At 64.5% G+C, this 22,429-nt stretch carries 22 protein-coding genes and 1 tRNA gene; 7 read left to right on the top strand and 16 right to left on the bottom strand.

The features are described 5' to 3' along the window. The 10 genes from U4Y88_RS11030 to U4Y88_RS10985 all read right to left on the bottom strand — a co-directional run bounded on the left by U4Y88_RS11030 (position 1) and on the right by U4Y88_RS10985 (position 8,798). Positions 1–606 (bottom strand): NADH-quinone oxidoreductase subunit C, encoded by a 606-nt coding sequence (locus U4Y88_RS11030; RefSeq protein WP_224017031.1) that lies wholly within the window; start codon positions 604–606, stop codon positions 1–3. A gap of 22 nt (positions 607–628) precedes the next feature. Continuing rightward, positions 629–1,108, bottom strand: a complete 480-nt coding sequence (locus U4Y88_RS11025; RefSeq protein WP_027819582.1) for a NuoB/complex I 20 kDa subunit family protein — start codon at positions 1,106–1,108, stop codon at positions 629–631. 72 nt (positions 1,109–1,180) lie between these two features. Beyond that, positions 1,181–1,540, bottom strand: a complete 360-nt coding sequence (locus tag U4Y88_RS11020; RefSeq protein WP_065064571.1) for an NADH-quinone oxidoreductase subunit A — start codon at positions 1,538–1,540, stop codon at positions 1,181–1,183. Between the two features lie 162 nt (positions 1,541–1,702). Then, positions 1,703–1,787 (bottom strand) — tRNA-Leu (locus U4Y88_RS11015). Between the two features lie 111 nt (positions 1,788–1,898). After that, a complete protein-coding gene (gene secG / locus U4Y88_RS11010) occupies positions 1,899–2,291 on the bottom strand; it encodes a preprotein translocase subunit SecG (protein ID WP_074984820.1) in 393 nt (130 codons plus the stop codon). A gap of 107 nt (positions 2,292–2,398) precedes the next feature. After that, positions 2,399–3,181: a triose-phosphate isomerase gene (gene tpiA / locus U4Y88_RS11005; RefSeq protein ID WP_321783846.1), complete on the bottom strand. Its 783-nt coding sequence runs from the start codon at positions 3,179–3,181 to the stop codon at positions 2,399–2,401. 188 nt (positions 3,182–3,369) lie between these two features. Further along, complete coding sequence (locus U4Y88_RS11000; protein WP_321783844.1) at positions 3,370–4,377, bottom strand: NAD(P)H-quinone oxidoreductase; 1,008 nt, start codon at positions 4,375–4,377, stop codon at positions 3,370–3,372. Positions 4,378–4,518: 141 nt separating this feature from the next. Next, positions 4,519–6,666 (bottom strand): polyribonucleotide nucleotidyltransferase, encoded by a 2,148-nt coding sequence (gene pnp / locus U4Y88_RS10995; RefSeq protein ID WP_224017024.1) that lies wholly within the window; start codon positions 6,664–6,666, stop codon positions 4,519–4,521. A 362-nt stretch (positions 6,667–7,028) separates the two neighbouring features. Next, positions 7,029–7,298 (bottom strand): 30S ribosomal protein S15, encoded by a 270-nt coding sequence (gene rpsO / locus U4Y88_RS10990; protein WP_027795476.1) that lies wholly within the window; start codon positions 7,296–7,298, stop codon positions 7,029–7,031. A gap of 186 nt (positions 7,299–7,484) precedes the next feature. Beyond that, positions 7,485–8,798: a branched-chain amino acid ABC transporter substrate-binding protein gene (locus U4Y88_RS10985; protein WP_321783842.1), complete on the bottom strand. Its 1,314-nt coding sequence runs from the start codon at positions 8,796–8,798 to the stop codon at positions 7,485–7,487. Between the two features lie 183 nt (positions 8,799–8,981). Here U4Y88_RS10985 and U4Y88_RS10980 point away from each other — a divergent pair, with 183 nt between their 5' ends. After that, entirely contained in the window at positions 8,982–9,551 is a 570-nt protein-coding gene (locus tag U4Y88_RS10980; RefSeq protein ID WP_321783840.1) for a hypothetical protein, read from the top strand. 122 nt (positions 9,552–9,673) lie between these two features. Here U4Y88_RS10980 and U4Y88_RS10975 read toward each other — a convergent pair whose 3' ends face one another. From U4Y88_RS10975 to U4Y88_RS10950, 6 genes are all read right to left on the bottom strand, one after another. Further along, on the bottom strand, positions 9,674–11,224 hold the full coding sequence (locus tag U4Y88_RS10975) for a 2-isopropylmalate synthase (RefSeq protein ID WP_310633579.1): 1,551 nt from the start codon (positions 11,222–11,224) through the stop codon (positions 9,674–9,676). 347 nt (positions 11,225–11,571) lie between these two features. Further along, entirely contained in the window at positions 11,572–12,447 is an 876-nt protein-coding gene (pssA, locus tag U4Y88_RS10970) for a CDP-diacylglycerol--serine O-phosphatidyltransferase (RefSeq protein WP_224017015.1), read from the bottom strand. An 11-nt stretch (positions 12,448–12,458) separates the two neighbouring features. Further along, a complete protein-coding gene (locus U4Y88_RS10965; protein ID WP_035534386.1) occupies positions 12,459–13,112 on the bottom strand; it encodes a phosphatidylserine decarboxylase in 654 nt (217 codons plus the stop codon). A gap of 138 nt (positions 13,113–13,250) precedes the next feature. After that, positions 13,251–14,267 carry a ketol-acid reductoisomerase gene (gene ilvC / locus U4Y88_RS10960; protein ID WP_028218528.1) on the bottom strand — a complete coding sequence of 339 codons (1,017 nt, stop codon included), beginning with the start codon at positions 14,265–14,267 and terminating at the stop codon, positions 13,251–13,253. A 114-nt stretch (positions 14,268–14,381) separates the two neighbouring features. After that, complete coding sequence (gene ilvN / locus U4Y88_RS10955) at positions 14,382–14,873, bottom strand: acetolactate synthase small subunit (protein WP_091998307.1); 492 nt, start codon at positions 14,871–14,873, stop codon at positions 14,382–14,384. Between the two features lie 115 nt (positions 14,874–14,988). Beyond that, on the bottom strand, positions 14,989–16,764 hold the full coding sequence (locus tag U4Y88_RS10950) for an acetolactate synthase 3 catalytic subunit (protein ID WP_224017012.1): 1,776 nt from the start codon (positions 16,762–16,764) through the stop codon (positions 14,989–14,991). 470 nt (positions 16,765–17,234) lie between these two features. On the opposite strand from U4Y88_RS10950, the gene U4Y88_RS10945 reads away from it, so the two are divergent. The 6 genes from U4Y88_RS10945 to U4Y88_RS10920 all read left to right on the top strand — a co-directional run bounded on the left by U4Y88_RS10945 (position 17,235) and on the right by U4Y88_RS10920 (position 22,278). Continuing rightward, the gene (locus U4Y88_RS10945; RefSeq protein ID WP_224017009.1) at positions 17,235–17,798 is read left to right on the top strand and encodes an RNA polymerase sigma factor; all 564 of its coding nucleotides are present in this window, start codon (positions 17,235–17,237) and stop codon (positions 17,796–17,798) included. After that, positions 17,795–18,226, top strand: a complete 432-nt coding sequence (locus U4Y88_RS10940) for a DUF3619 family protein (RefSeq protein WP_321783838.1) — start codon at positions 17,795–17,797, stop codon at positions 18,224–18,226. The genes U4Y88_RS10945 and U4Y88_RS10940 overlap by 4 nt, the downstream gene beginning before the upstream one ends. Positions 18,227–18,251: 25 nt before the next feature. After that, positions 18,252–19,061, top strand: a complete 810-nt coding sequence (locus tag U4Y88_RS10935; RefSeq protein WP_321783836.1) for a DUF3106 domain-containing protein — start codon at positions 18,252–18,254, stop codon at positions 19,059–19,061. Between the two features lie 171 nt (positions 19,062–19,232). Next, positions 19,233–19,778: an RDD family protein gene (locus tag U4Y88_RS10930; RefSeq protein ID WP_321783834.1), complete on the top strand. Its 546-nt coding sequence runs from the start codon at positions 19,233–19,235 to the stop codon at positions 19,776–19,778. Positions 19,779–20,046: 268 nt separating this feature from the next. Beyond that, positions 20,047–20,997: a UDP-2,3-diacylglucosamine diphosphatase gene (locus U4Y88_RS10925; protein ID WP_310634163.1), complete on the top strand. Its 951-nt coding sequence runs from the start codon at positions 20,047–20,049 to the stop codon at positions 20,995–20,997. Positions 20,998–21,246: 249 nt separating this feature from the next. Further along, on the top strand, positions 21,247–22,278 hold the full coding sequence (locus U4Y88_RS10920) for a glycosyltransferase family 4 protein (protein ID WP_224016999.1): 1,032 nt from the start codon (positions 21,247–21,249) through the stop codon (positions 22,276–22,278). Positions 22,279–22,429 lie beyond the last annotated feature (151 nt).

Raw genomic sequence — 22,429 nt, 5'->3', positions numbered from 1 at the left:
TTAGTGTTTCCTCAGACCGCCGTACCGATCCTCGCGGATCACGCGCGGCGTGATTTCGCGCGGCTCGATGGTGACCGGCTGGTAGACCACGCGCTTCTGCTCCGGGTCGTAACGCATTTCGACGTAGCCGGAGACGGGGAAGTCCTTGCGGAACGGATGGCCGATGAAACCGTAGTCGGTCAGGATGCGGCGCAGGTCGGGGTGGCCTTCGAAGACGATGCCGAACAGGTCGAACGCTTCGCGCTCGTACCAGTTGGCCGAACTCCAGATGTCGACGAGCGAAGGCACGATAGGCACGTCGTCGTCCGGCGCGTAGACGCGCAGGCGCAGACGCCAGTTGTTCGTGAGGGAGAGCAGATGCGACACGGCCGCGAAGCGCGGGCCTTCCCACGCGCCGTCACCGTACGTTTGATAGTCGACGCCGCACAGGTCCATCAACTGCTCGAAGCGGAGCGACGCATTGTCGCGGAGTTCCTGCGCTACGTTCAGGTAATCTACCGCCTTTATGACCAAGGTCAACTCACCGAGCTTTTCAGTGAGAGTGACGATGCGCGCACCAAGGGCCGCTTCGAGGTTCGCTTTCAGGGTCTCGAGTTTGCTTGCCATATTGTGGGGAGGCGCTTGGCCTTTATTGACGGGCGATGGTGCTGGTGCGGCGAATCTTCGCCTGCAACTGGATCACCCCATAGACCAGAGCTTCCGCGGTAGGCGGGCAGCCTGGCACATAGACGTCGACCGGCACGATGCGGTCACAACCGCGCACGACCGAATACGAATAATGATAGTAGCCGCCGCCATTGGCACACGACCCCATCGAGATCACCCAGCGCGGTTCGGCCATCTGGTCGTAGACCTTGCGCAGCGCGGGCGCCATCTTGTTGCAGAGCGTGCCGGCCACGATCATGACGTCGGACTGGCGCGGGCTCGGACGGAACACCACGCCGAAGCGGTCGAGGTCGTAGCGGGCCGCGCCCGCGTGCATCATTTCGACCGCGCAACACGCCAGCCCGAACGTCATCGGCCACAGGGAGCCGGTGCGCGTCCAGTTGATCAGTTTGTCAGCCGTGGTGGTGACAAACCCTTCCTTCAAGACCCCTTCGATACTCATGTGCTTTCCACTCCAGCGGACGGCCTGCAGTTGTCCCCACAGTGCCGCCCATGCTAACCGGCGATTAACCCGTCATTCCCAGTCGAGACCACCTTTCTTCCAGATGTAGGCAAAGCCCAGCAGGAATTCGAGCAGAAACACCATCATCGACAGAAAGCCCGGCCAGCCGATATCGCGCAGGGCTACGCCCCACGGGAACAGGAATGCCGTTTCGAGATCGAAGATGATGAAGAGAATGGCCACGAGGTAATACCGTACATCGAACTTCATGCGCGCGTCTTCGAACGCTTCGAAGCCGCACTCGTACGGAGAATTCTTTTCGCTGTCGGGCCGGTTGGGACCGAGGATCTTGCCGATTGATACCAGCGCTACGCCCAGACCAAGACCTACAAGAAGGAACAACAGGACGGGGTAATAGGTAGCGAGGTTCAAGGCTATCCTCTATCGGTTGGTTCTGAGGTTCCGCAGGAACACACGATGTCGCTCTGCGGGAATCACTTTACGACTTCGCGCTGCGAACGAAACAAACACGACGTATAAAGCAAAAATGCCAGCCGAAGCTGAAGCAAGCGGCTGGCATTTTGTAGATACATTTGGTGCCGACGGCGAGACTCGAACTCGCACAGCTTTCGCCACTACCCCCTCAAGATAGCGTGTCTACCAATTTCACCACGTCGGCACTGCATGCAATCCGGGACAACAATTTATTGAAACCCGCGAATCGCTTCAAGACTTAAATTCTAACTTGTTCCTGACGTTTGTTCAATGCACAAAAACAAGTTTTTTGAATTTATTTCGGTACGTCGTTACCGCTGCTCGATGCTGCCGAAGCCGCTGCCGGAGCGCTTGCGACAGGCGCTGCGGTAAGGCTTGCAGCGACCGGAGCCGAGGCCACGACCGGGGCAGGAGCCGAAGCACCCAACACACCCGCCGAAGGCTTCGCATGATACGACCCCAAGTAGGTTAGCGCAAGCGTCGACAGGAAAAAAACTGTTGCGAGAACTGCAGTAGTCCGCGACAGGAAGTTGGCCGAACCGCTCGCGCCGAACAGGCTGCCCGACGCGCCGCTGCCGAAGGCCGCGCCCATGTCGGCGCCCTTGCCGTGCTGCAGCAGAACGAGGCCGATCACCCCGAGCGCCGACAGAAGCTGAACGACGATAATCAACGTTTTCAAATACAGCATCACACTCACCTGAGTCCTTGTTGAGCGCCTGCCTCCCCTGAGACAGCCGCATATGCTGCCCGCGCCCGGCGCCCGCTAGAGCGCCGCACACTGGCCTGGCTTTACCTTCAGCCCGCGAGGCTCACGCCCGCCGCAGCGGCCGCGCAGATCGCGAGAAAATCCTGCGCCTTCAGCGCCGCGCCGCCGATCAGGCCGCCGTCGATGTCGGCCTGACGGAACAGCTCCGCCGCGTTGTCCGGCTTCACGCTGCCGCCGTAGAGCAGCGGCACGTCGGCCACTTGCGCGCCCTTCGCCGCCAGCTTCGCGCGCAGGAACGCGTGCACCTGCTGCGCCTGCTCCGAGCTTGCGCTCTTGCCCGTACCAATGGCCCAGACCGGCTCGTACGCGACAACGATGCGCGCCGCCTCTTCCACCGACAACACCGCCAGCACCGCATCGAGCTGCGCGCCGACGACCTGCTCGGTCGCGCCGCTTTCGCGCTGTTCCAGCGTTTCGCCCACGCAGACGATCGGCGTGATGCCGGCCGCCAGCGCGCGCTGCGTCTTGACCGCGACGAGCTCCGAGCTTTCGCCGTGATACGCGCGGCGCTCCGAGTGACCAACGATCGCGAAACCCGCCTCGAAGTCGGCGACCATGCCGGCCGCGACTTCGCCCGTGTAAGCGCCCTGTTCGTGCGCCGACACGTCCTGCGCGCCCCACACAACCCGGCTGCCGCCGAGCAACGCCTGAGCCTGCGCGAGATAAGGGAACGGCACGCACACGCCGACGCGCGCGCCGGCGGGCAGCGTCTGCGCGCCTTGCGCGACGCCTTCGAGCAGTGCCACATTGGCCGCCAGGCGGCCATGCATCTTCCAGTTACCGACTACGAGCTTCGATCGTTGATTCGTCATTGTTTCGGTTGCTGTTAAAAGCGGACGCAAAACACAACATTTTACTGCGCGTAATCCTGACGGGTCAAACCGCGCGGCGCCCGATCCACGAAAAAACGCGCCGAAAAAGCGCCAAAAAAGCCCCGAAAAATCAAGCATGAACCCGTTTCGGCGGCTCGATGCCGCGCATTCGCGGAGTGTTCGGCCGATTACGACCAGTCGAGCACAATCTTGCCGATGTGCTCGCTGCTCTCCATGAGCGCGTGCGCCTCGGCGGCCTGCGCGGCCGGGAACACCTTGAAAACGACCGGTTTGATGCGGCCCTCTTCGATCAGCGGCCACACATTCGCCTTCAGTTCCTGCGCGATCTGCGCCTTGAACTCGACCGAACGGGCACGCAGCGTCGAGCCCGTGATCGTCAGGCGGCGGCGCAGGATCTCGCCCATGTTGAGCTCCGACTTCGAGCCGCCGAGCGTCGCGATCAGCACGATGCGCCCGCCGGTCGCGAGCGCCGACAGTTCGCGCGGCACGTAGCCGCCCGCGACCATGTCGAGAATCACGTCCACGCCGCGGTCGTGCGTGAGCGACTTCACGACCTCGACGAAGTCCTCGGTGCGATAGTTGATCGCCCGCTCCGCGCCGAGCGCCTCGCAGGCACGGCACTTGTCGTCCGAGCCCGCGGTCGCGAACACGCGGAAACCGAGCGCATGCGCGATCTGGATCGCCGTCACGCCGATGCCGCTCGAACCGCCCTGCACCATCAGCGTTTCGTTCTCGCCGCCCTCGCCCTTGCCGAGCTGCGCGCGCTGGAACACGTTGCTCCACACCGTGAAGAACGTCTCGGGCAGCGACGCCGCCTCGACATCGGTCAGACCCTGCGGCACCGGCAGACACTGGCCGAGCGGCGCGACCGCGTATTCGGCGTAACCGCCGCCCGCGATCAGCGCGCACACGCGGTCGCCGATCCTCAGGCCGAACGGATTGTGCTTTTCGTCGATGTTGCCGCCGACGATCTCGCCCGCAACTTCGAGGCCCGGCAGATCGGAAATGCCCGGCGGCGGCGCGTACGAACCCTTGCGCTGGAACACGTCCGGACGATTCACGCCCGACGCGCTCACCTTGATCAGCACCTCACCGGCCTTCGGCTCGGGGGTCGGGCGTTCGGTCAGCTTGAGCACGTCCGGCGCACCGAATTCGGTTATCTCAACGGCCTTCATCTCGCGTCTCCCAAGGGCTTCGCGCCCCGGCTTGAATGGTGTCGCGCCCGCGCTGCGGACGCACGGCAATCCCTTCCGACATTCTCATAAAAAAACGGCCGGCGCGCTCATCGCGCTGCCGGCCGTTTCAGACTTGCCGCCTTACTGCTGCGGTTCGCCTTGCGGTGCGCCGCCGTTGGCTTGCTCGTTGAGCAGTGCCTTCGCCGACAGACGCACACGACCCTTCTCGTCCGTCTGGATGACCTTGACCTTGACGATCTGGCCTTCCTTCAGGTAGTCGTTGATGTCCTTGATGCGCTCGTTGGCGATTTCGGAGATGTGCAGCAGGCCATCCTTGCCCGGCAGCAGATTCACGATCGCGCCGAAGTCCAGCAGCTTCAGAACCGCGCCTTCGTACACCTGACCGACTTCGACTTCAGCCGTGATGTTCTCGATGCGCTTCTTCGCTTCGGCCATGCCTTCGCTCGAGGTCGAAGCGATCGTCACGACGCCGTCGTCCGAGATGTCGATGGTCGTGCCGGTTTCTTCCGTCAGCGCGCGGATCACCGAACCGCCCTTGCCGATCACGTCGCGGATCTTTTCCGGGTTGATCTTGATGGTGATCATGCGCGGAGCGTAAGCCGACAGCTCCGTGTTCACGCCCGACACCGCCGAGGTCATCTTGCCGAGGATATGCAGACGGGCTTCGTGCGCTTGCGCGAGCGCGACCTGCATGATTTCCTTGGTGATGCCCTGGATCTTGATGTCCATCTGCAGCGCGGTCACGCCAGCTTCCGTACCCGCCACCTTGAAGTCCATGTCGCCGAGGTGATCTTCATCGCCGAGGATGTCGGTCAGCACCGCGAACTTGTTGTCTTCGAGGATCAGGCCCATCGCGATGCCCGCGACGTGCGCCTTCATCGGCACGCCGGCGTCCATCAGCGCGAGGCAGCCGCCGCAGACCGAAGCCATCGACGACGAACCGTTCGATTCGGTGATTTCCGAAACGACGCGGATGGAGTAGCCGAATTCTTCGGCGCTCGGCAGGCATGCGACGAGCGCACGCTTGGCCAGACGGCCGTGGCCGACTTCACGGCGCTTCGGCGAACCAACACGGCCCGTTTCGCCGGTCGCGAACGGAGGCATGTTGTAGTGGAGCATGAAGCGGTCGCGGTACTCGCCTTCGAGCGCGTCGATGATCTGCTCGTCGCCCTTCGTGCCGAGCGTCGCGACGACCAGCGCCTGCGTTTCGCCGCGCGTGAACAGCGCCGAACCGTGGGTGCGCGGCAGCACGCCGGTGCGGATTTCGATCGGGCGGACCGTGCGCGTGTCACGGCCGTCGATACGCGGCTCGCCGTTCAGGATCTGCGAACGGACGATCTTCGCTTCGAGGTCGAACAGGACGTTGCCCACCGAAGCCTTGTCGGCCGCGACGGTGCCAGCAGCCGCTGCGTCTTCTTCGAGCTTCGCCGACGTTGCTGCGTAGACTTCCTTCAGCTTGGCCGAACGCTGTTGCTTGTCGCGCAGCTGGTACGCGGCGAGCAGGTCGCTGTGAGCGATTTCCGTCACGCGTGCGATCAGCGCTTCGTTCTTCGGGGCCGGCTGCCAGTCCCACTCGGGCTTGCCGCCGTCGCGAACCAGTTCGTGGATCGCGTCGATCGCCGTTTGCATCTGCTCGTGGCCGAACACGACCGCGCCGAGCATCACGTCTTCCGGCAGCTGATCGGCTTCCGATTCCACCATCAGCACCGCACGCTCCGTGCCGGCGACCACGAGGTCGAGGCTCGACTGCTTGCTTTGCGAACGCGTCGGGTTCAGGACGTATTCGTTGTTGATGTAGGCCACGCGTGCGGCGCCGACCGGGCCGTTGAACGGCAGACCCGAGATCGCCAGCGCAGCCGACGCGCCGATCAGCGCGGGGATGTCAGCCGGGACTTCCGGGTTGATCGACAGGACGTGGATCACGACCTGGACTTCGTTGTAGAAGCCTTCCGGGAACAGCGGACGCAGCGGACGGTCGATCAGGCGCGAAATCAGCGTTTCGCCTTCCGACGGACGGCCTTCGCGGCGGAAGAAACCGCCGGGGATCTTGCCGGCCGAATAGGTCTTTTCGAGGTAATCGACGGTGAGCGGGAAGAAGTCTTGACCCGGCTTCGCGGTCTTGGCGCCGACGACGGTCGCGAGCACCACGGTGTCTTCGACGTCGACGATGACGGCGCCGCTCGCCTGACGGGCGATTTCACCGGTTTCGAGGCGCACATTGTGCTGGCCCCATTTGAATTCCTTCACGACTTTATTGAACATGGTCATGGTCACTCACTCCTTACTCATTTGTTATGCGGCGCCCGCACACGCGGACGTCACGGCAAGCCAAGGTTCCGGCACCGCGCGGGAAGAGGAGTGTTATGCCATTCCAGCGGAGCGCGCGGGTGCGTTGGGCGCGCCCTCGCGGCCATTGGCCGCGCACGATCTGCTGGAATGACACAAAGCTCTGCCCCGAAGTCCGGCCCTGGCTGCTTGGTGCTGCACTACTGCCTTGTTTGTACTGCCTTGTGTTGCCTTGTGCTGCCTTGTACCGCTAACCGGCACGCATCGCGAGAAGCGTACCGTTCAAAAACAAAATGCCTGTATCAGTGGAACTGACACAGGCATCTTTCTGGAAGACCTTCCGGTTACTTGCGCAGACCCAGCTTTTCGATCAGAGCGCGGTAACGATCAGCGTCCTTACCCTTCAGGTAGTCGAGCAGCTTGCGACGGCGGCTAACCATGCGCAGCAGGCCACGACGGCTGTGGTGATCCTTGGCGTGCGACTTGAAGTGGCCCGTCAGTTCGTTGATACGCGACGTCAGGAGTGCAACCTGAACTTCGGGCGAACCCGTGTCGCCGGTGCCGCGTGCGAATTGCGCGACGATGTCGGACTTCTTGATATCTGCTACGGACATTTGCTTTTCCTTTGAAACAAACAAGCGGTCACGGAAGAACGGCCGTGCCGTGGTTAGTTGCAACTACGAGGTTTTTGCTACAGCTTTACTGCGGTACAGCCTTGCCGAGATTTTCGACAAGGCGCGTATTGTAGCACAGCGCCGATACGCCGCGAGCCCGCCTGTCACCCCGGATTCACAACGCGTTCACGGGCGCTTCATCGTGCAGACCGTCGCGGGCGCCGTGCGCTCCGCCGGCAGCGCCAGCACGGTGCGGAAACCGTAGCCCGAGCCCTCGTTGTCGTAGCGCACGCCCGGCGCGCCCTGCTTGTCCATCTGCATGACGTAAAGGGGCTGGATCGCCTGATGGTCGTCGGCGCGCATCAGGATCGGATGGAAGCCGTTGTCGAAGCGCAGCCCTTCGAGCGCCTTCGCCACCGCCGCCGGATCGGCCGAACCGGCCTTCGTCATCGCCTGCGCGAGCATCTCGACCATCATCGACATGCGCAGCACCGGGTAGTCGTCCTGAGCCGCCGGATAGCGCGCGCGGAATGCCTTGTACCACGCGTCGGAGGCCGCGCCGCCCGCGTTCGGGTGCCAGTCGGCCACGGCGATCACGTGCTTGACGCCCGCGTCGCCGAGCGCCGCCGGAGCGCCGAGGCTGTTGCCGTAGAAGGTGTAGAACTTCGCGTCGAGACCCTGCTCGCGCGCCGCCTTCACCAGCAGCGTCAGGTCGTTGCCCCAGTTGCCCGTGACGACCGCATCGGCGCCCGCCGCGCGGATCTTCGCGATATACGGCGCGAAATCCTTCACGCGCCCGATCGGATGAAACTCGTCGCCGACGACCGCGATATCGGGCCGATCCTTCGCCAGCGCCGAGCGCGCGAGCGTGCTCACGTCGTGGCCGAAGCTGTAGTCCTGATTGAGCAGATAGACCTTCTTGACCGACTTGTCGGCGGCGATCACGTCGGCGAGCGCGTCCATGCGCATGCCCGCGTGGGCGTCGAAGCGGAAGTGCCAGTAGCTGCAATTCGCGTTGGTGAGCGCGGGATCGTCGGCGGAATAGTTGAGGAACAGCTCGCGGTTGTCGGGCTCGCGCGTGTTCTGACGGTCGATGGCCGTCACCAGCGCCGCCGCCACCGCCGAGCTGTTGCCCTGCATGACGAAGCCGATATGGCGGTCCTGCGCCGCGCGCAGCTGCATCAGCGCGGCTTCGGTGCTGCCCTTGCTGTCGAGCACGACCAGTTCGAGCGGATGCCGCCCGTCGGGCAGCGCCACGCCGCCCTGCGCGTTCACGCGCTCGACGCCGAAACGCAGATTGCGCTCGACCGCCGCGCCCGCATCGGCGAACGGGCCGGACATGCCTTCGATCAGCGCGAGCGGGATCGGCTTGCCGGTTGCCGCCGCCGCGTTGACGACGTTGGCGGCATTCGCCGCGCCGGACGCCGCCACGCTCATGAACGCCGCCAGCGTCAACAGCGCCGGAGCGCGGGTGAAAAATCGCGTGAATCGTGCCGTCATGCGCTCTGCCCTCTCGCTTCGCAAACTCGAATGAAGCGCGGATCATAGGGCGCACCGACGCACGCCCGCAAGCCCGCCGTCATCGCGACGTGTCAAAATAACGGTTCCATATTCGGCTCCATCACGCACGGCGCAGCGCAGCTTGCGCGCGCGCCGCCGCGACGGCGCCCTCGGGGAGTCCCCATGTTCGACCGCCTTTTCTCCACGCTCACCGCACTGAGCACACGAGCCGCACTGACGCACCGGATTCCGCGCACGCCGCGCCGCGCCCTGCTCGCGGGCCTCGGCGCGCTCGCGCTCGCGGGCTGCGCGCAGCCGTGGCAACAGTTCCACGCGGGCGACGACGCCCAGGCCGTGATCGCCCGCTTCGGCCAGCCGCGCGAAGTCTACGATTTGCCCGACGGCGGCAAGCGCCTGATGTGGCCGACGCAGCCGATGGGCGAAGTCACCACGGCCGCCGACATCGACAAGAACGGCAAGGTCGTCAACGTGCGCCAGGTGCTGCAGCCGAACGAGTTCTACAAGGCCGAGATCGGCAAATGGACCCGCACCGATGTGCTCGTGAACTTCGGCCGCCCCGTCGAAACCGCCTATTTCCCGCTGATGAAGAAGGAAGCGTGGACTTACCGCTATCTGGAAGACGGCGTCTGGTACATGCTCTACAGCTTCTATTTCGACGATCAGGGCATCCTGCGCCTCACGCAGAAAACGCCCGATCCGCTGCACGACCCGGATGTGCGCGCCCACTTCTGATCCGACCGGGCTGATCCGACCGGGTCCGATCAGCGAGCCGCAAAACAAAACCCCCGCGCTCTCGCGAACGCGGGGGTTTTTCATTGGCGCGCGCCGCACGCAGCGACGCGCCGCTCAAGCGCTTACGACAGCTGCGGATTGAGCTTGTTCGTGTCCGACGAGTAGAGCTTGTTGAGCGCCGAGATATACGCCTTGGCCGATGCCGCGACGATGTCCGGGTCCGTGCCCACGCCGTTCACGATGCGGCCGCCCTTCGACAGACGCACCGTCACTTCGCCCTGCGCCTGCGTGCCGGTCGTGATCGCGTTCACCGAGTAAAGCAGCAGTTCCGAGCCGCTGCCCACTTCGGTTTCGATCGCGTTAAAGGTCGCGTCGACCGGGCCGTTGCCCGCGGCTTCGCCCGTGACTTCCGAACCGTCCGCCGAGAACACGATGCGCGCGTGCGGGCGCTCACCGGTTTCCGAACGCTGCGAGAGCGCGATGAACTTGTAATGTTCCTTCTCTTGCTGCTCGGCCGATTCCTCGGTGACGATCGCCATGATGTCTTCGTCGAAAATCTCCGACTTGCGGTCGGCGAGTTCCTTGAAGCGGGCGAACGCGCTGTTGAGTTCGGCTTCGCTTTCGAGCTGCACGCCGAGTTCCTGGAGACGCTGCTTGAACGCGTTGCGGCCCGAGAGCTTGCCGAGCACGATCTTGTTCGCGGTCCAGCCCACATCTTCCGCGCGCATGATTTCGTAGGTGTCGCGCGCCTTGAGCACGCCGTCCTGGTGAATGCCCGACGCGTGCGCGAACGCGTTCGCGCCCACCACCGCCTTGTTCGGCTGCACCACGAAACCGGTGATCTGCGAGACGAGCTTCGAGGCCGGCACGATCTGCGTCGTGTCGATACCGAGGTCGAGGCCGAAGTAGTCCTTGCGGGTCTTCACGGCCATGACGATTTCTTCGAGCGAGGTATTGCCCGCGCGCTCGCCGAGACCGTTGATCGTGCACTCGACCTGACGCGCGCCGCCGATCTGCACGCCGGCCAGCGAGTTCGCCACGGCCATGCCGAGGTCGTTATGGCAGTGCACCGAGAACACGGCCTTGTCCGAGTTCGGAATGCGCTCGCGCAGCGTCTTCACGAGGTTGCCGTAGAGTTCCGGCACGCCGTAGCCGACCGTATCGGCGATGTTGATCGTGGTCGCACCTTCGTTGATGACGGCTTCGAGCACGCGGCACAGGAAGTCCATGTCCGAACGGCTGCCGTCTTCCGGCGAGAACTCCACGTCGTTGGTGAACTTGCGCGCGAAACGCACCGACAGCTTCGCCTGTTCGAGCACCTGTTCCGGCGACATGCGCAGCTTCTTCTCCATGTGCAGCGGCGACGTGGCGATGAAGGTGTGAATGCGGAAATGGTCGGCGGGCTTGAGCGCGTCGGCGGCGCGCTGGATGTCCTTGTCGTTCGCACGTGCGAGCGAGCAGATCGTGCTGTCCTTGATCATGCCGGCGATCGTGTGGATCGCGTCGAAATCGCCGTTCGAGCTGGCCGCGAAGCCCGCTTCGATGATGTCGACTTTCATCCGCTCGAGCTGCTTCGCGATGCGGATTTTCTCTTCCTTCGTCATCGACGCACCGGGCGACTGCTCGCCGTCACGCAACGTCGTATCGAAAATGATGAGCTTGTCTGCTGCCATTTTGGGTCTCCGGGGGGGACTTGTTCAGTGTCTAAAAACGGATTTTGGGTGTTCGCGCCACCGATGGCGACGCTGACAATGAACGAGGCTTACGGAGGGCGAGCGAGATCAGCGCGGCAGGCGCGCTAGCGCTAGCGTGCTTAGCAGCGCGCCGGCTTGAAGGGAAAAGAGGGGGAACTGGATGGTGTCCATCAGCCGACTATAGCCGGAAACCGGCGATAGCGCAATCCGATACGACCAGCGCACGCGTGGCGGCGCCGTGGCGTCGGAAAAAGAAAAAGGGCCGCGCTCGCGCGTGGCCCTTTCATCGTGTATCCGGCGGAAAAAACCGCCCGCCCTGGCGCTCCCTAGCGCTCGCGCGGCGACGACCGCGCCGGATTGGCGCGCCCGCGCAGGCCCTGGTATGCCCAGAACACATAGCCCGAGAGACCGTAGAGCACGAACAGGCCGAACAGCATCAGCGGCGGATCCGACGACACCAGCACGAACGCCACCACCACGAGCAGCGTGGCCGCGAACGGCACGCGATGCCGCACGTCGAGCGCCTTGCCGCTGTAGAACGGCGCGTTCGACACCATCGTCACGCCCGCGTAAATCGTCAGCACGAAGGCGACCCACGGCAGCCACGACAGTTTCACCGGCACGCGGTTATCGGTCGCGAGCCAGACGAAACCGGCGATCAGCGCCGCGGCGGCCGGGCTCGGCAGGCCCTGGAAGAAGCGCTTGTCCACCGAACCGATGTTGGTGTTGAAGCGCGCGAGCCGCAGCGCCGCGCCCGAGCAGTAGACGAAGGCCGCGAGCCAGCCCCAGCGCCCGAGATCCTTCAGCACCCACTCGTACATCACGAGCGCCGGCGCGACGCCGAACGACACCATGTCCGACAGGCTGTCGAACTGCTCGCCGAACGCGCTCTGCGAGTGCGTCATGCGCGCGACGCGCCCGTCCATGCCGTCGAGCACCATCGCGACGAAAATGGCGATGGCCGCCACTTCGAAGCGCACGTTCATCGCCTGCACGACCGCGAAGAAGCCGCAGAACAGCGCGGCCGTCGTGAACGCATTGGGCAGCAGATAAATGCCGCGCTTCTTCAGGAAATCCTGGCGCGCGGCACGACGGCTCGCCGCCACGCCGACCTGCTCCTGAACCGCCTTGTTGCGGCGAAACGGGCGCGGCAGCGGGCCGCCAGCGGGATTGCGGGGACGACGCGGTTTGAATCCGGCCATACCTGCCCTCCTTATGCCGATTGGGTCGGCAATTCGGCGAGGATCGTCGACGAGGCGGACACCTTCTCGCCGATCGACACGCGCGGACGGCTACCCACCGGCAGATACACGTCGACGCGCGAGCCGAAGCGGATGAAGCCGTAGCGCTGGCCGCGCGAGAGCGGCTCGCCTGCGCGCACGTAGCAAAGAATGCGGCGGGCGATCAGGCCGGCGATCTGCACCGAGGTGACGGTCGTACCGTCGGCCATCGTCAGCACGACGGCGTTGCGTTCGTTCTCGGTCGACGCCTTGTCGATGGCGGCGTTCAGGTACGCGCCCGGGAAATATTCGACCTTCGCGACGGCGCCGTCGACGGGCGAGCGTTGCGAGTGGACATTGAAGACGTTCATGAACACGCTGATCTTCAGCGCTTCACGGTTGGCATACGGGTCGTGCGCGGTTTCCACGGCGACGATGCGGCCGTCGGCGGGGCACAGGACGGCGTTGGCCTGGGTGGGAATCGGGCGGGGCGGATCGCGGAAGAACTGGACGACGAAGATCAGGATCAGCCAGAACGGCCATGCGAGTCCGAAGCCTGCGACCGCATGGATCAAGAGCGCCACGACGGCCGCAATGGCGATGAACGGCCAGCCTTCGCGCGCGATGATCGGATGAGGGTAATTCATGGTGGCTTCGCTGTTATTTTAAAAACCGTAGGATAGCAAAAGCCGCCCAGGGTTCGTCCCACCTGGGCGGCTTTTGTTGGTACTCGTTGTCGCGAAGCGGCGCAAAACCGCACGCGAGGTCGTACTCAGTCCGTCAGATTAGTTCTTCGACTGGTCGACGAGCTTGTTTGCGGCGATCCACGGCATCATCGCGCGCAGCTTTGCACCGACCGTTTCGATCTGGTGCTCGGCGCCCAGGCGGCGGCGCGATTGCAGCGTCGGTGCGCCGGCCTTGTTTTCCAGGATGAAGCTCTTGGCGTATTCGCCGGTCTGGATGTCCTTGAGGACGTCCTTCATGACCTTCTTCGTCTCTGCCGTGACGACGCGCGGGCCCGTCACGTATTCGCCGTATTCGGCGTTGTTCGAGATCGAGTAGTTCATGTTGGCGATGCCGCCTTCATAGATCAGGTCGACGATCAGCTTCAGTTCGTGCAGGCACTCGAAGTACGCCATTTCCGGCGCGTAGCCCGCTTCCACCAGCGTTTCGAAGCCAGCCTTGATCAGCTCGACCGTACCGCCGCACAGCACGGCTTGTTCGCCGAACAGGTCGGTTTCGGTTTCTTCGCGGAAGTTCGTTTCGATGATGCCGGCACGGCCGCCGCCGTTCGCTGCTGCGTACGACAGGGCGATGTCACGTGCTGCGCCCGACTTGTCCTGGTGGACAGCGATCAGGTGGGGCACGCCGCCGCCTTGCGAGTACGTACCGCGAACCGTGTGGCCCGGAGCCTTCGGCGCGATCATGATGACGTCCAGATCCGCACGCGGGATCACAGCGCCGTAGTGAACGTTGAAGCCGTGCGCGAATGCGAGGGCTGCGCCGTTCTTGATGTTCGCGTGGACTTCCTTCGCGTAGACGTCGGCGATCTGCTCGTCCGGCAGCAGCATCATGACGACGTCGGCGCTCTTCACCGCTTCGGCCACTTCCTTGACCTGGAGGCCGGCGTTCTCAGCCTTGCTCCACGATGCGCCGTTCTTGCGCAGACCGACGGTGACGTTCACGCCGCTGTCTTTCAGGTTCAGCGCGTGTGCGTGGCCTTGCGAGCCGTAACCGATGATCGTGACCTGCTTGCCCTTGATGAGGGAGAGATCGGCGTCCTTGTCGTAGAAAACTTTCATGTTGGTTCCTTGGCGAGAGTCTGGTGAATTTCGGTACTGCTATTAGCTTTGCTGCACCGGATGCGATCAAAAACGCATCCGGTCAAGTTTCGGTGCAAGATCGACTGAGTCGGGTCACACCTTCAGAATGCGCTCTCCGCGCCCGATGCCCGAGCCGCCCGTGCGGACGGTTTCGAGAATCGCGGTGGCGTCGAGCGCCTCGATGAACGCGTCGAGCTTGTCGCTCGCACCCGTCAGTTCGATCGTGTAGGTCTTTTCGGTGACGTCGATGATGCGGCCACGGAAAATATCCGCCATCCGCTTCATCTCCTCACGTTCCTTGCCGACCGCCCTTACCTTGATCAGCATTAGCTCGCGCTCGATGTGGGCGCCCTCGGTAAGGTCGACCACTTTCACCACCTCGATCAGGCGGTTCAGATGCTTCGTGATCTGTTCGATCACGTCGTCCGAGCCAATGGAAACGATGGTCATGCGCGACAGCGAACGGTCTTCGGTCGGCGCCACCGTCAAGGTTTCAATGTTGTAGCCGCGTGCGGAGAAGAGTCCGACGACGCGCGACAGCGCGCCCGGCTCGTTTTCCAGCAGAACGGAAATGATGTGTCTCATGATGTGATCCGCGATTTATCCAGTTGAGCGTGACTGCCGCCCTTCCCCGCGAACCCGCGCGCCCGTTGTGTGGACGCGCGCCGCGCGGGGTTGGAACGGCGCCGTGCAAATACCGTTACAGGTCTTCCGAGCCGAGCAGCATCTCGGTGATGCCCTTGCCGGCCTGAACCATCGGCCAGACGTTTTCGGAAGGGTCGGTCTGGAAATCGAGGAACACCGTGCGGTCCTTCAGGCGCAGCGCTTCTTTGAGCGCCGGCTCCACATCGGCCGTCTTTTCGATCCGCATGCCGACGTGGCCGAACGCTTCGGCGAGCTTCACGAAGTCAGGCAGCGCATCCATGTACGAATGCGAATAGCGCTTGCTGTATTCGATCTGCTGCCACTGGCGGACCATGCCGAGGTAGCGGTTGTTCAGCGAAATGATCTTCACGGGCGTGTCGTACTGCTTGCAGGTCGACAGCTCCTGAATGCACATCTGGATCGAGCCTTCGCCCGTGATGCACAGCACGTCGTCGTCGGGGTGGGCCATCTTCACGCCCATCGCCGCCGGCAGGCCGAAGCCCATCGTGCCGAGACCACCGGAGTTGATCCAGCGGCGCGGCTGGTTGAAGCGGTAGAACTGCGCGGCCCACATCTGGTGCTGGCCGACGTCCGAACACACGAAGGCGTTGCCGCCCGTGAGTTCCCACGCCTTTTCGACCACGTACTGCGGCTTGATGATCTCGCTCGAACGGTCGAACTTCAGGCAGTTCTTTTCACGCCAGCCTTCGATGTCCTTCCACCAGTCGGCCAGAGCCGCCGTATCGGGGCCGTGCTCGGCGTGCTGAAGCTGCTCGATGAGCTCCTTGAGCACTTCCTTGACGTCGCCGACGATGGGGATATCGACCTTCACGCGCTTCGAGATCGACGAGGGGTCGATGTCGATGTGAATGATCTTGCGCGGACGCGACGCGAAGTGCGCCGGGTCGCCGATCACGCGGTCGTCGAAGCGCGCGCCGATCGCGATCAGCACGTCGCAGTGCTGCATCGCCATGTTGGCTTCGTAGGTGCCGTGCATGCCGAGCATGCCGAGGAACTTGCGGTCGCTTGCGCGATAGCCGCCCAGACCCATCAGCGTGTTCGTGACCGGATAGCCGAGCAGGTCGGCGAACTGGTTCAGTTCGCGCGACGCATCCGCGAGGATGATGCCGCCGCCGGTGTAGATGTACGGACGCTTGGCCGAGAGGAGCAGCGAAACCGCCTTGCGGATCTGCCCCGAGTGGCCCTTGGTGACCGGGTTGTACGAGCGCAGCGACACGCTCTTGACCGGTTCATACGCGCACGGCGTCTTCGACACGTCCTTCGGAATGTCGATCAGCACAGGGCCGGGACGGCCGGTGCGCGCAATGTAGAAAGCTTTCTTGACGGTGGCGGCGAGGTCGCGCACGTCCTTCACGAGGAAGTTGTGCTTCACGCAGGGACGCGTGATGCCGACCGTATCGCACTCCTGGAACGCATCTTGACCGATGGCAGCAGTCGGCACCTGGCCGCTGATGATCACCATCGGGATCGAATCCATGTAGGCCGTTGCGATGCCGGTCACCGCGTTGGTGACGCCAGGACCCGAGGTCACGAGACACACGCCGACGTTGCCGGTCGAACGCGCATAGGCGTCGGCCGCGTGCACGGCTGCCTGTTCGTGGCGCACGAGAACGTGCTGGATTTTGTCCTGCTTGTACAGCTCGTCGTAAATGTAGAGCACCGAGCCGCCGGGATAACCCCAGATGAATTCGACCTGCTCGTCGGCGAGCGCCTTCATCAGCACGGTTCCGCCGATGGAGTTGTGAGCTTGAGGGTCAGATTCTTGCGAGGGGGGGACCGACGTGGAGAATTCCGCGCTAGGCATGTTCATTCATTCACCTTTCGAATTTTCGGCAAAAAATTGATCGGGTGCTCTCTGCCGGGCTTGTGGCTCGGGTTCAAGCGGCGCGTCCAGTTGACAGATGGGCTTCTTGGGCTCATCTCAATTGAGACAGTCACTTATGTTGCGAACCGTCGAAGATAGCGGCTCGACAGCATTCGGTCAAGCGCTTATTGCCGATTCGCCGCGCATTTTTGAAAGACGGGCATAAACGTTGCGCGGGTGCCGAATTCGCCAGTGTGGCACTTGCACGCCGCGACACGCTCCAGATCGGGTAAAGTGCGCGGCAGCGGCGCCGGACACGATCCCCGCCGCACCCGCGCAAGCCGCGCCCGGCCTGACGCGAAACAGCTGCGCGGACAGCCGGCTCACCTGCCGGCGCGAAAATTTGCTAGCATCCGCGAGTTTTACGACATTTTTCGAACGATTACGCGTACGCTGGTGGCGGCGCCCTGCAACGGATGGCATCAGACAAGGAACTCGCCGATTTCCTGGCGGGCGTCGAAAGACGCGCGTTCAAGCAGACGGTCTACGCCGTGCGCGACGACGACGCCTCGCTCGACATCGTGCAGGACGCGATGATCAAGCTCGCCGAGAAATACGGAGACCGCACCCCCGCCGAACTCCCGCTGCTCTTCCAGCGTATTCTGCAGAATACGATGCACGACTATTTTCGTCGGCAGAAAGTACGCAATACGTGGGTGAGCCTGTTCTCCTCGCTGAGCGGCGCCGACGACGAGGATTTCGACCCGCTCGAAACCTTCGAGGCCGAGTCGGGCTCCCCCGGCGCGGAGAGCAGCGAGCAGCAAATGGAGCGCGCCCAGGTCCTCCAGCTCATCGACGACGAAATCCAGAAATTGCCAGCACGTCAACGGGAGGCGTTTCTGATGCGTTACTGGGAAGATATGGATGTCGCCGAAACCGCCGCTGCCATGGGCTGTTCCGAGGGCAGTGTGAAAACGCACTGCTCGCGGGCCACGCACACGCTGGCTCAGGCGCTCAAGGCCAAAGGAATCACGCTATGAGCTCCGCTATCGATAAACAAGAACTAGAGTTCGTGCAGGAGCTGCGCCGCGCGCTCGACGAGAGCGCCGCCAGCCTGCCCTCTGCCACCACTGTCCGATTGTCCGCCGCCCGCAAGGCCGCGCTCGCCCGCAAGAAGGCCGAGCCGGTGCTCGTGCGCGCGCCGGCGCTGGCCGCCGCAGGTGTCGACGCCATCGGTGGCGTGCCGGGCGGCCTGCCGGCGCCGCGCCGCCGTTCGGCGCTCGCGCGCTTCGCGCTCGCCTGGCCGCTCGCCGCGCTGGTGGCCGGCCTCTTCGCGATCGCCTACTTCGAAGACCAGCAACGTACTGCGGAACTCGCCGATATCGACGCGGCCATGCTGAGCGACGATCTGCCGCTCACGGCCTATCTCGATCACGGCTTCAACGCGTACCTGTCGCGCTCGCACTAACACGAAAAACCGGGGGATTGTCGGGGTGAGTTACAAGCGCGGCCTGGCCGTTGTCATTGGATCTGTGGTCGCGGCGCTGGTGTCGTACGCGGCAACCTACCCGCGCTTTCATCCCGAGCTCGCCGCGCCGGAAGCCGCCAACGCGGCGAACGCGCCCGCGCCCGGTTCCGCCTCCAGCGCCGTCGAGCCCGCCGCCGCGCCGCAGCCCGGCAACGGCAGTCCGCTCGCCTGGTCGCGCCTGAGCGACGCGCAGCGCGTCGCACTCGCGCCGTTCGCCGGCGAATGGGACCGTTTCAGCGACGAACGCAAGCGCAAATGGCTGCGGATCGCCGCACGTTACCCGAAAATGACGCCCGAAGCGCAAAAGCGCTTGCAGGAGCGCATGGCCGAATGGGTCCGCATGACGCCCGAGCAGCGCCGCGTCGCGCGTGAAAACTATCAGGTCTCGAAGGAACTGCCCGCACAGGCGCGTCAGCGCGCGTGGAAGGCGTATCAGGAACTCTCCGACGAACAGAAGGCGAAGCTCGCGGCCAGCGAGCGCAAGCGCCGCACGGTCGTCAGCGCGCCGCCGAGCGGCAACAAGAGCGAAATCCGCGACATCGAGCGCCTCGTGAACGAACGCGAGCACCGCGCCCATTCGCGCACCGCGGCCGGCGCTTCGGGCGTCAATGGCGCGCCGTCTCCCGCGCTGCCCGTGCAACCGGGCTCGTCCGGTCAGAACGGCGTCCCGACTACGGCCGCCGGCTCCAGCATTCCCGCCGCCGGCAGCTTCGAACCCGCCGTGCCGGTGCCGGTGTCGCCCGCCGAAGCGCCCGCCGCGTTCAAAGGCTCCTGAGCCGCGTATTGGTGCGGTTCGGCACGTTTCGGCGCGGTTAGGCCACTACGCTCCACCGCCGCCAAACCCGATCGCCATGCGTTCGCCTGGCATTAGCACGCGTTTCGTCCTGCCCGCGTTCGCGGTTATTCTTGCGGTGTCCCGCCCTCATTCCGACACCGCGACGCCAACGTGACCGACCGCGCTTCCCCCGCTCTCCCCGTATCCGTCTCCGCGGATTCCGGCGGCTCCAGCCCACTCGCCTCGCCCGTCACCCTGCGCCGCCGCCTCGCTTCGCTCGTCTACGAAAGCGTGTTGCTGTTCGGCGTGATCTTCATCGCCGGGCTCGCCTTCAGCCTCGTCATGCAGCAGCGCAACGGCTACACCTACCATCGGGCGATGTCCGCGTGGATCGTGCTCGTGGCCGGCATCTACTTCGTCGGCTGCTGGCATCGCGGCGGGCAGACGCTGCCGATGAAAACCTGGCGCATGCGCGTCGTCGGCCCCGACGGCGCGCCGCCGACGATTGGCCGCGCCACGCTGCGCTATCTGGCCGCCTGGCTCTGGTTCCTGCCGCCGCTCGTGCTGCATCCGCTGCTCGATCTCACGATTCCCCACACGCTCGTGCTCGAAGCCGTCTGGTTCGCGCTCTGGGCGACGGCGACGCGGCTGGACCGCGAACGCCGGTTCCCGCACGACCGCCTCGCAGGCACGCGCATCGTCGCCGTGCCGCGCTGAAACCGGAAGGCCCGCGGCGGCGAAAAAACGGAAAACTGCCGCAAGCACGCGACGCCGCGTTGCCGCCAAACCACGTCATCGAAACGTCATGCGGCACGGCGCGCGCGCCGCCGCCAGCCTGCGCGGCGACGCAACGCCAGGCCCCGTGCGGCCTTTGCCACCGCCCGCTCGCCTGTCCCGGGGCACGTAACAAGACCTTCTTGTGACTGTCACGGCGCGGTCACGGCCACATGGCGCAATGCGCACATTGCAACCTGCCGCGTGAGCCATGGCCCAGAAGACGACCGCGACCCCTCTTTTCCGGCAGACGTCCGGCCCGGGCGCCGATTCCGCCGCCTTCCACTCCGGTCCGAGCGCCGCGACGCTCGCCACCCCACCGTTGCCCCTTCAGGCCGACACGTCGTCCGACTCTCACGACGACGATCACCCCTCCCCGCATCGCTACCGCACGATCTGGCTCTCCGACATCCACCTCGGCAGCAACGGCTGTCAGGCGAACTATCTGCTCGACTTCCTGCGCCACAACGACTCGGAGTACCTGTACCTGGTGGGCGACATCATCGACGGCTGGCAGCTGCGCAAGGGCTGGTTCTGGCCGCAGGCGCACAACGACGTCGTGCAGAAAGTGCTGCGCAAGGCGCGCAAGGGCACCCAGGTCGTCTACATCCCCGGCAATCACGACGAGAGCGCGCGCCAGTTCTGCAATCTCGCGTTCGGCGACATCCACGTGCGCGAGGAAGCGTTCCACACCACGCTCGCCGGCAAGCGCCTGTGGGTCGTGCACGGCGATCTGTTCGACGGCGTGATCCAGCACGCGAAGTGGCTCGCCTACCTCGGCGACTCGGCCTATACCGTGATCCTCGTGCTGAACCGCTGGTTCAACCGCATCCGCGCGAAGCTCGGCTTCCAGTACTGGTCGCTCTCGCAATATCTCAAGCACCAGGTGAAGAACGCCGTGAACTTCATCTCGTCGTTCGAGCGCGTGATGACCGACGAAGCGCGCCGACGCGGCTGTGACGGCGTGGTCTGCGGCCACATCCACAAGGCCGAGATCCGCGAAATCGACGGCGTGCTGTACTGCAACGACGGCGACTGGGTCGAGAGTCTGTCGGCGCTCGTCGAGACCTTCGATGGCGAATTGCGCATCGTCTACTGGACGGTGATGCAGTCGCCGCAGGCGCAAGCCACCAGCCGCAAGGCGCGCGTGAGCGCGGCCTGACCGGCGCGGCCGCCGCTCGCCCGCTTCACCCGAGCCCCGCTTGAACGCCCGCCGCCTTCCATCCGCACGACCGCCCGCGCGCACGAACACGCGCGCCGGGCTGCGTGTCATCGGGCTGCGTGCCTCGCTTCGATTTCCGCCAGCATCGCGCACGCGCGCCGTGAACGGCTCGGGCACGGCATCGGCCGCGCTCGTCCGCCATGGCGCGCCGACGCCACACCAACCGCACCAACAGAGGGCCTCCGACCAATGAAAATCATGATCGTGACCGATGCATGGGAGCCGCAGGTCAACGGCGTAGTCCGCACGCTCAAGAACACCACGCGCGAGCTGATCGCGCTCGGCCATCAGGTCGAACTGCTCACGCCGCTCGAATTCCGCACGATTCCGTGCCCGACCTACCCGGAAATCCGCCTCTCGCTGTTTCCGCGCCGTCATCTGCGCGAGCGCATCGACGCCTTCGGCCCCGACGCGATCCACATCGCGACCGAAGGCCCGCTCGGCCTCGCCGCGCGCCGCTACGCGATCGACCACGATCTGCCGTTCACGACCGCCTATCACACGCGCTTTCCCGAGTACGTGCAGGCGCGCTTCGGCATTCCGCTGTCGGCCACCTATCGCTTCCTGCGCTGGTTCCACAAGCCCTCGCTCGCGGTGATGGCGCCCACGCCCGTCGTGAAGTCCGACCTCGAAAAATTCGGCTTCACCAACGTCGTGCTGTGGACGCGCGGCGTCGACCTCGAAATCTTCCATCCGATGGACTCGAAGGTGCTCAACACCGCGCGCCCGATCTTCCTCTACGTGGGGCGCGTGGCCGTGGAGAAGAACGTCGAAGCCTTCCTCAAGCTCGATCTGCCGGGCTCGAAGTGGGTCTGCGGCGAAGGTCCGGCGCTCGCCGAACTGAAGTCGCGCTATCCGCAGGCCAACTATCTGGGCGTGCTGAGCCAGCCCGAGCTGGCGAAGGTCTACGCGGCCGCCGACGTGTTCGTGTTCCCGAGCCGCACCGATACCTTCGGCCTCGTGCTGCTCGAAGCGCTCGCCTGCGGCACGCCGGTGGCGGCCTATCCGGTGACGGGTCCGATCGACGTGCTCAGCGGCGGCGACGCCGGTTCGATGAACGAGGACCTGCGCGAAGCCTGCCTCGAAGCGCTCAAGATCGACCGCGCGACGGCGCGCGCCTGGGCCGAGCGCTTCTCTTGGCAGGCCGCGTCCGAGCAGTTCGCCTCGCATCTGAAGCCGCGCCCGCGCGCGTCGATGCAGGAAAGCAGCGCGGCGGCCTGAGCGCGCCGCGCGGCAACCAGGCACCCGGCACGAAGCGCATGGAGCGAAGCGAGCGATGAAGCGACCCCACGCCATGGACGGCCCCGACACACCCCGTGCCGACGAAGCCGAAGGCGGCGTGCAAACGCTGCCCGACTTACCCGGTCTGTCC

The sequence above is a fragment of the Paraburkholderia sp. J94 genome, from assembly GCF_905220285.1.
Classification (GTDB): domain Bacteria; phylum Pseudomonadota; class Gammaproteobacteria; order Burkholderiales; family Burkholderiaceae; genus Paraburkholderia; species Paraburkholderia tropica_A.
This window is presented reverse-complemented; position numbering and strand designations above follow the sequence as displayed.

Excerpts from the sequence above, each read along its gene's own strand:
- U4Y88_RS11030 (WP_224017031.1), bottom strand. The coding sequence starts at position 606 with ATGGCAAGCAAACTCGAGACCCTGAAAGCGAACCTCGAAGCGGCCCTT.
- U4Y88_RS11025 (WP_027819582.1), bottom strand. The coding sequence starts at position 1,108 with ATGAGTATCGAAGGGGTCTTGAAGGAAGGGTTTGTCACCACCACGGCT.
- secG (WP_074984820.1), bottom strand. The coding sequence starts at position 2,291 with ATGCTGTATTTGAAAACGTTGATTATCGTCGTTCAGCTTCTGTCGGCG.
- tpiA (WP_321783846.1), bottom strand. The coding sequence starts at position 3,181 with ATGACGAATCAACGATCGAAGCTCGTAGTCGGTAACTGGAAGATGCAT.
- U4Y88_RS11000 (WP_321783844.1), bottom strand. The coding sequence starts at position 4,377 with ATGAAGGCCGTTGAGATAACCGAATTCGGTGCGCCGGACGTGCTCAAG.
- pnp (WP_224017024.1), bottom strand. The coding sequence starts at position 6,666 with ATGACCATGTTCAATAAAGTCGTGAAGGAATTCAAATGGGGCCAGCAC.
- rpsO (WP_027795476.1), bottom strand. The coding sequence starts at position 7,298 with ATGTCCGTAGCAGATATCAAGAAGTCCGACATCGTCGCGCAATTCGCA.
- U4Y88_RS10985 (WP_321783842.1), bottom strand. The coding sequence starts at position 8,798 with ATGACGGCACGATTCACGCGATTTTTCACCCGCGCTCCGGCGCTGTTG.
- U4Y88_RS10980 (WP_321783840.1), top strand. The coding sequence starts at position 8,982 with ATGTTCGACCGCCTTTTCTCCACGCTCACCGCACTGAGCACACGAGCC.
- U4Y88_RS10975 (WP_310633579.1), bottom strand. The coding sequence starts at position 11,224 with ATGGCAGCAGACAAGCTCATCATTTTCGATACGACGTTGCGTGACGGC.
- pssA (WP_224017015.1), bottom strand. The coding sequence starts at position 12,447 with ATGGCCGGATTCAAACCGCGTCGTCCCCGCAATCCCGCTGGCGGCCCG.
- U4Y88_RS10965 (WP_035534386.1), bottom strand. The coding sequence starts at position 13,112 with ATGAATTACCCTCATCCGATCATCGCGCGCGAAGGCTGGCCGTTCATC.
- ilvC (WP_028218528.1), bottom strand. The coding sequence starts at position 14,267 with ATGAAAGTTTTCTACGACAAGGACGCCGATCTCTCCCTCATCAAGGGC.
- ilvN (WP_091998307.1), bottom strand. The coding sequence starts at position 14,873 with ATGAGACACATCATTTCCGTTCTGCTGGAAAACGAGCCGGGCGCGCTG.
- U4Y88_RS10950 (WP_224017012.1), bottom strand. The coding sequence starts at position 16,764 with ATGAACATGCCTAGCGCGGAATTCTCCACGTCGGTCCCCCCCTCGCAA.
- U4Y88_RS10945 (WP_224017009.1), top strand. The coding sequence starts at position 17,235 with ATGGCATCAGACAAGGAACTCGCCGATTTCCTGGCGGGCGTCGAAAGA.
- U4Y88_RS10940 (WP_321783838.1), top strand. The coding sequence starts at position 17,795 with ATGAGCTCCGCTATCGATAAACAAGAACTAGAGTTCGTGCAGGAGCTG.
- U4Y88_RS10925 (WP_310634163.1), top strand. The coding sequence starts at position 20,047 with ATGGCCCAGAAGACGACCGCGACCCCTCTTTTCCGGCAGACGTCCGGC.
- U4Y88_RS10920 (WP_224016999.1), top strand. The coding sequence starts at position 21,247 with ATGAAAATCATGATCGTGACCGATGCATGGGAGCCGCAGGTCAACGGC.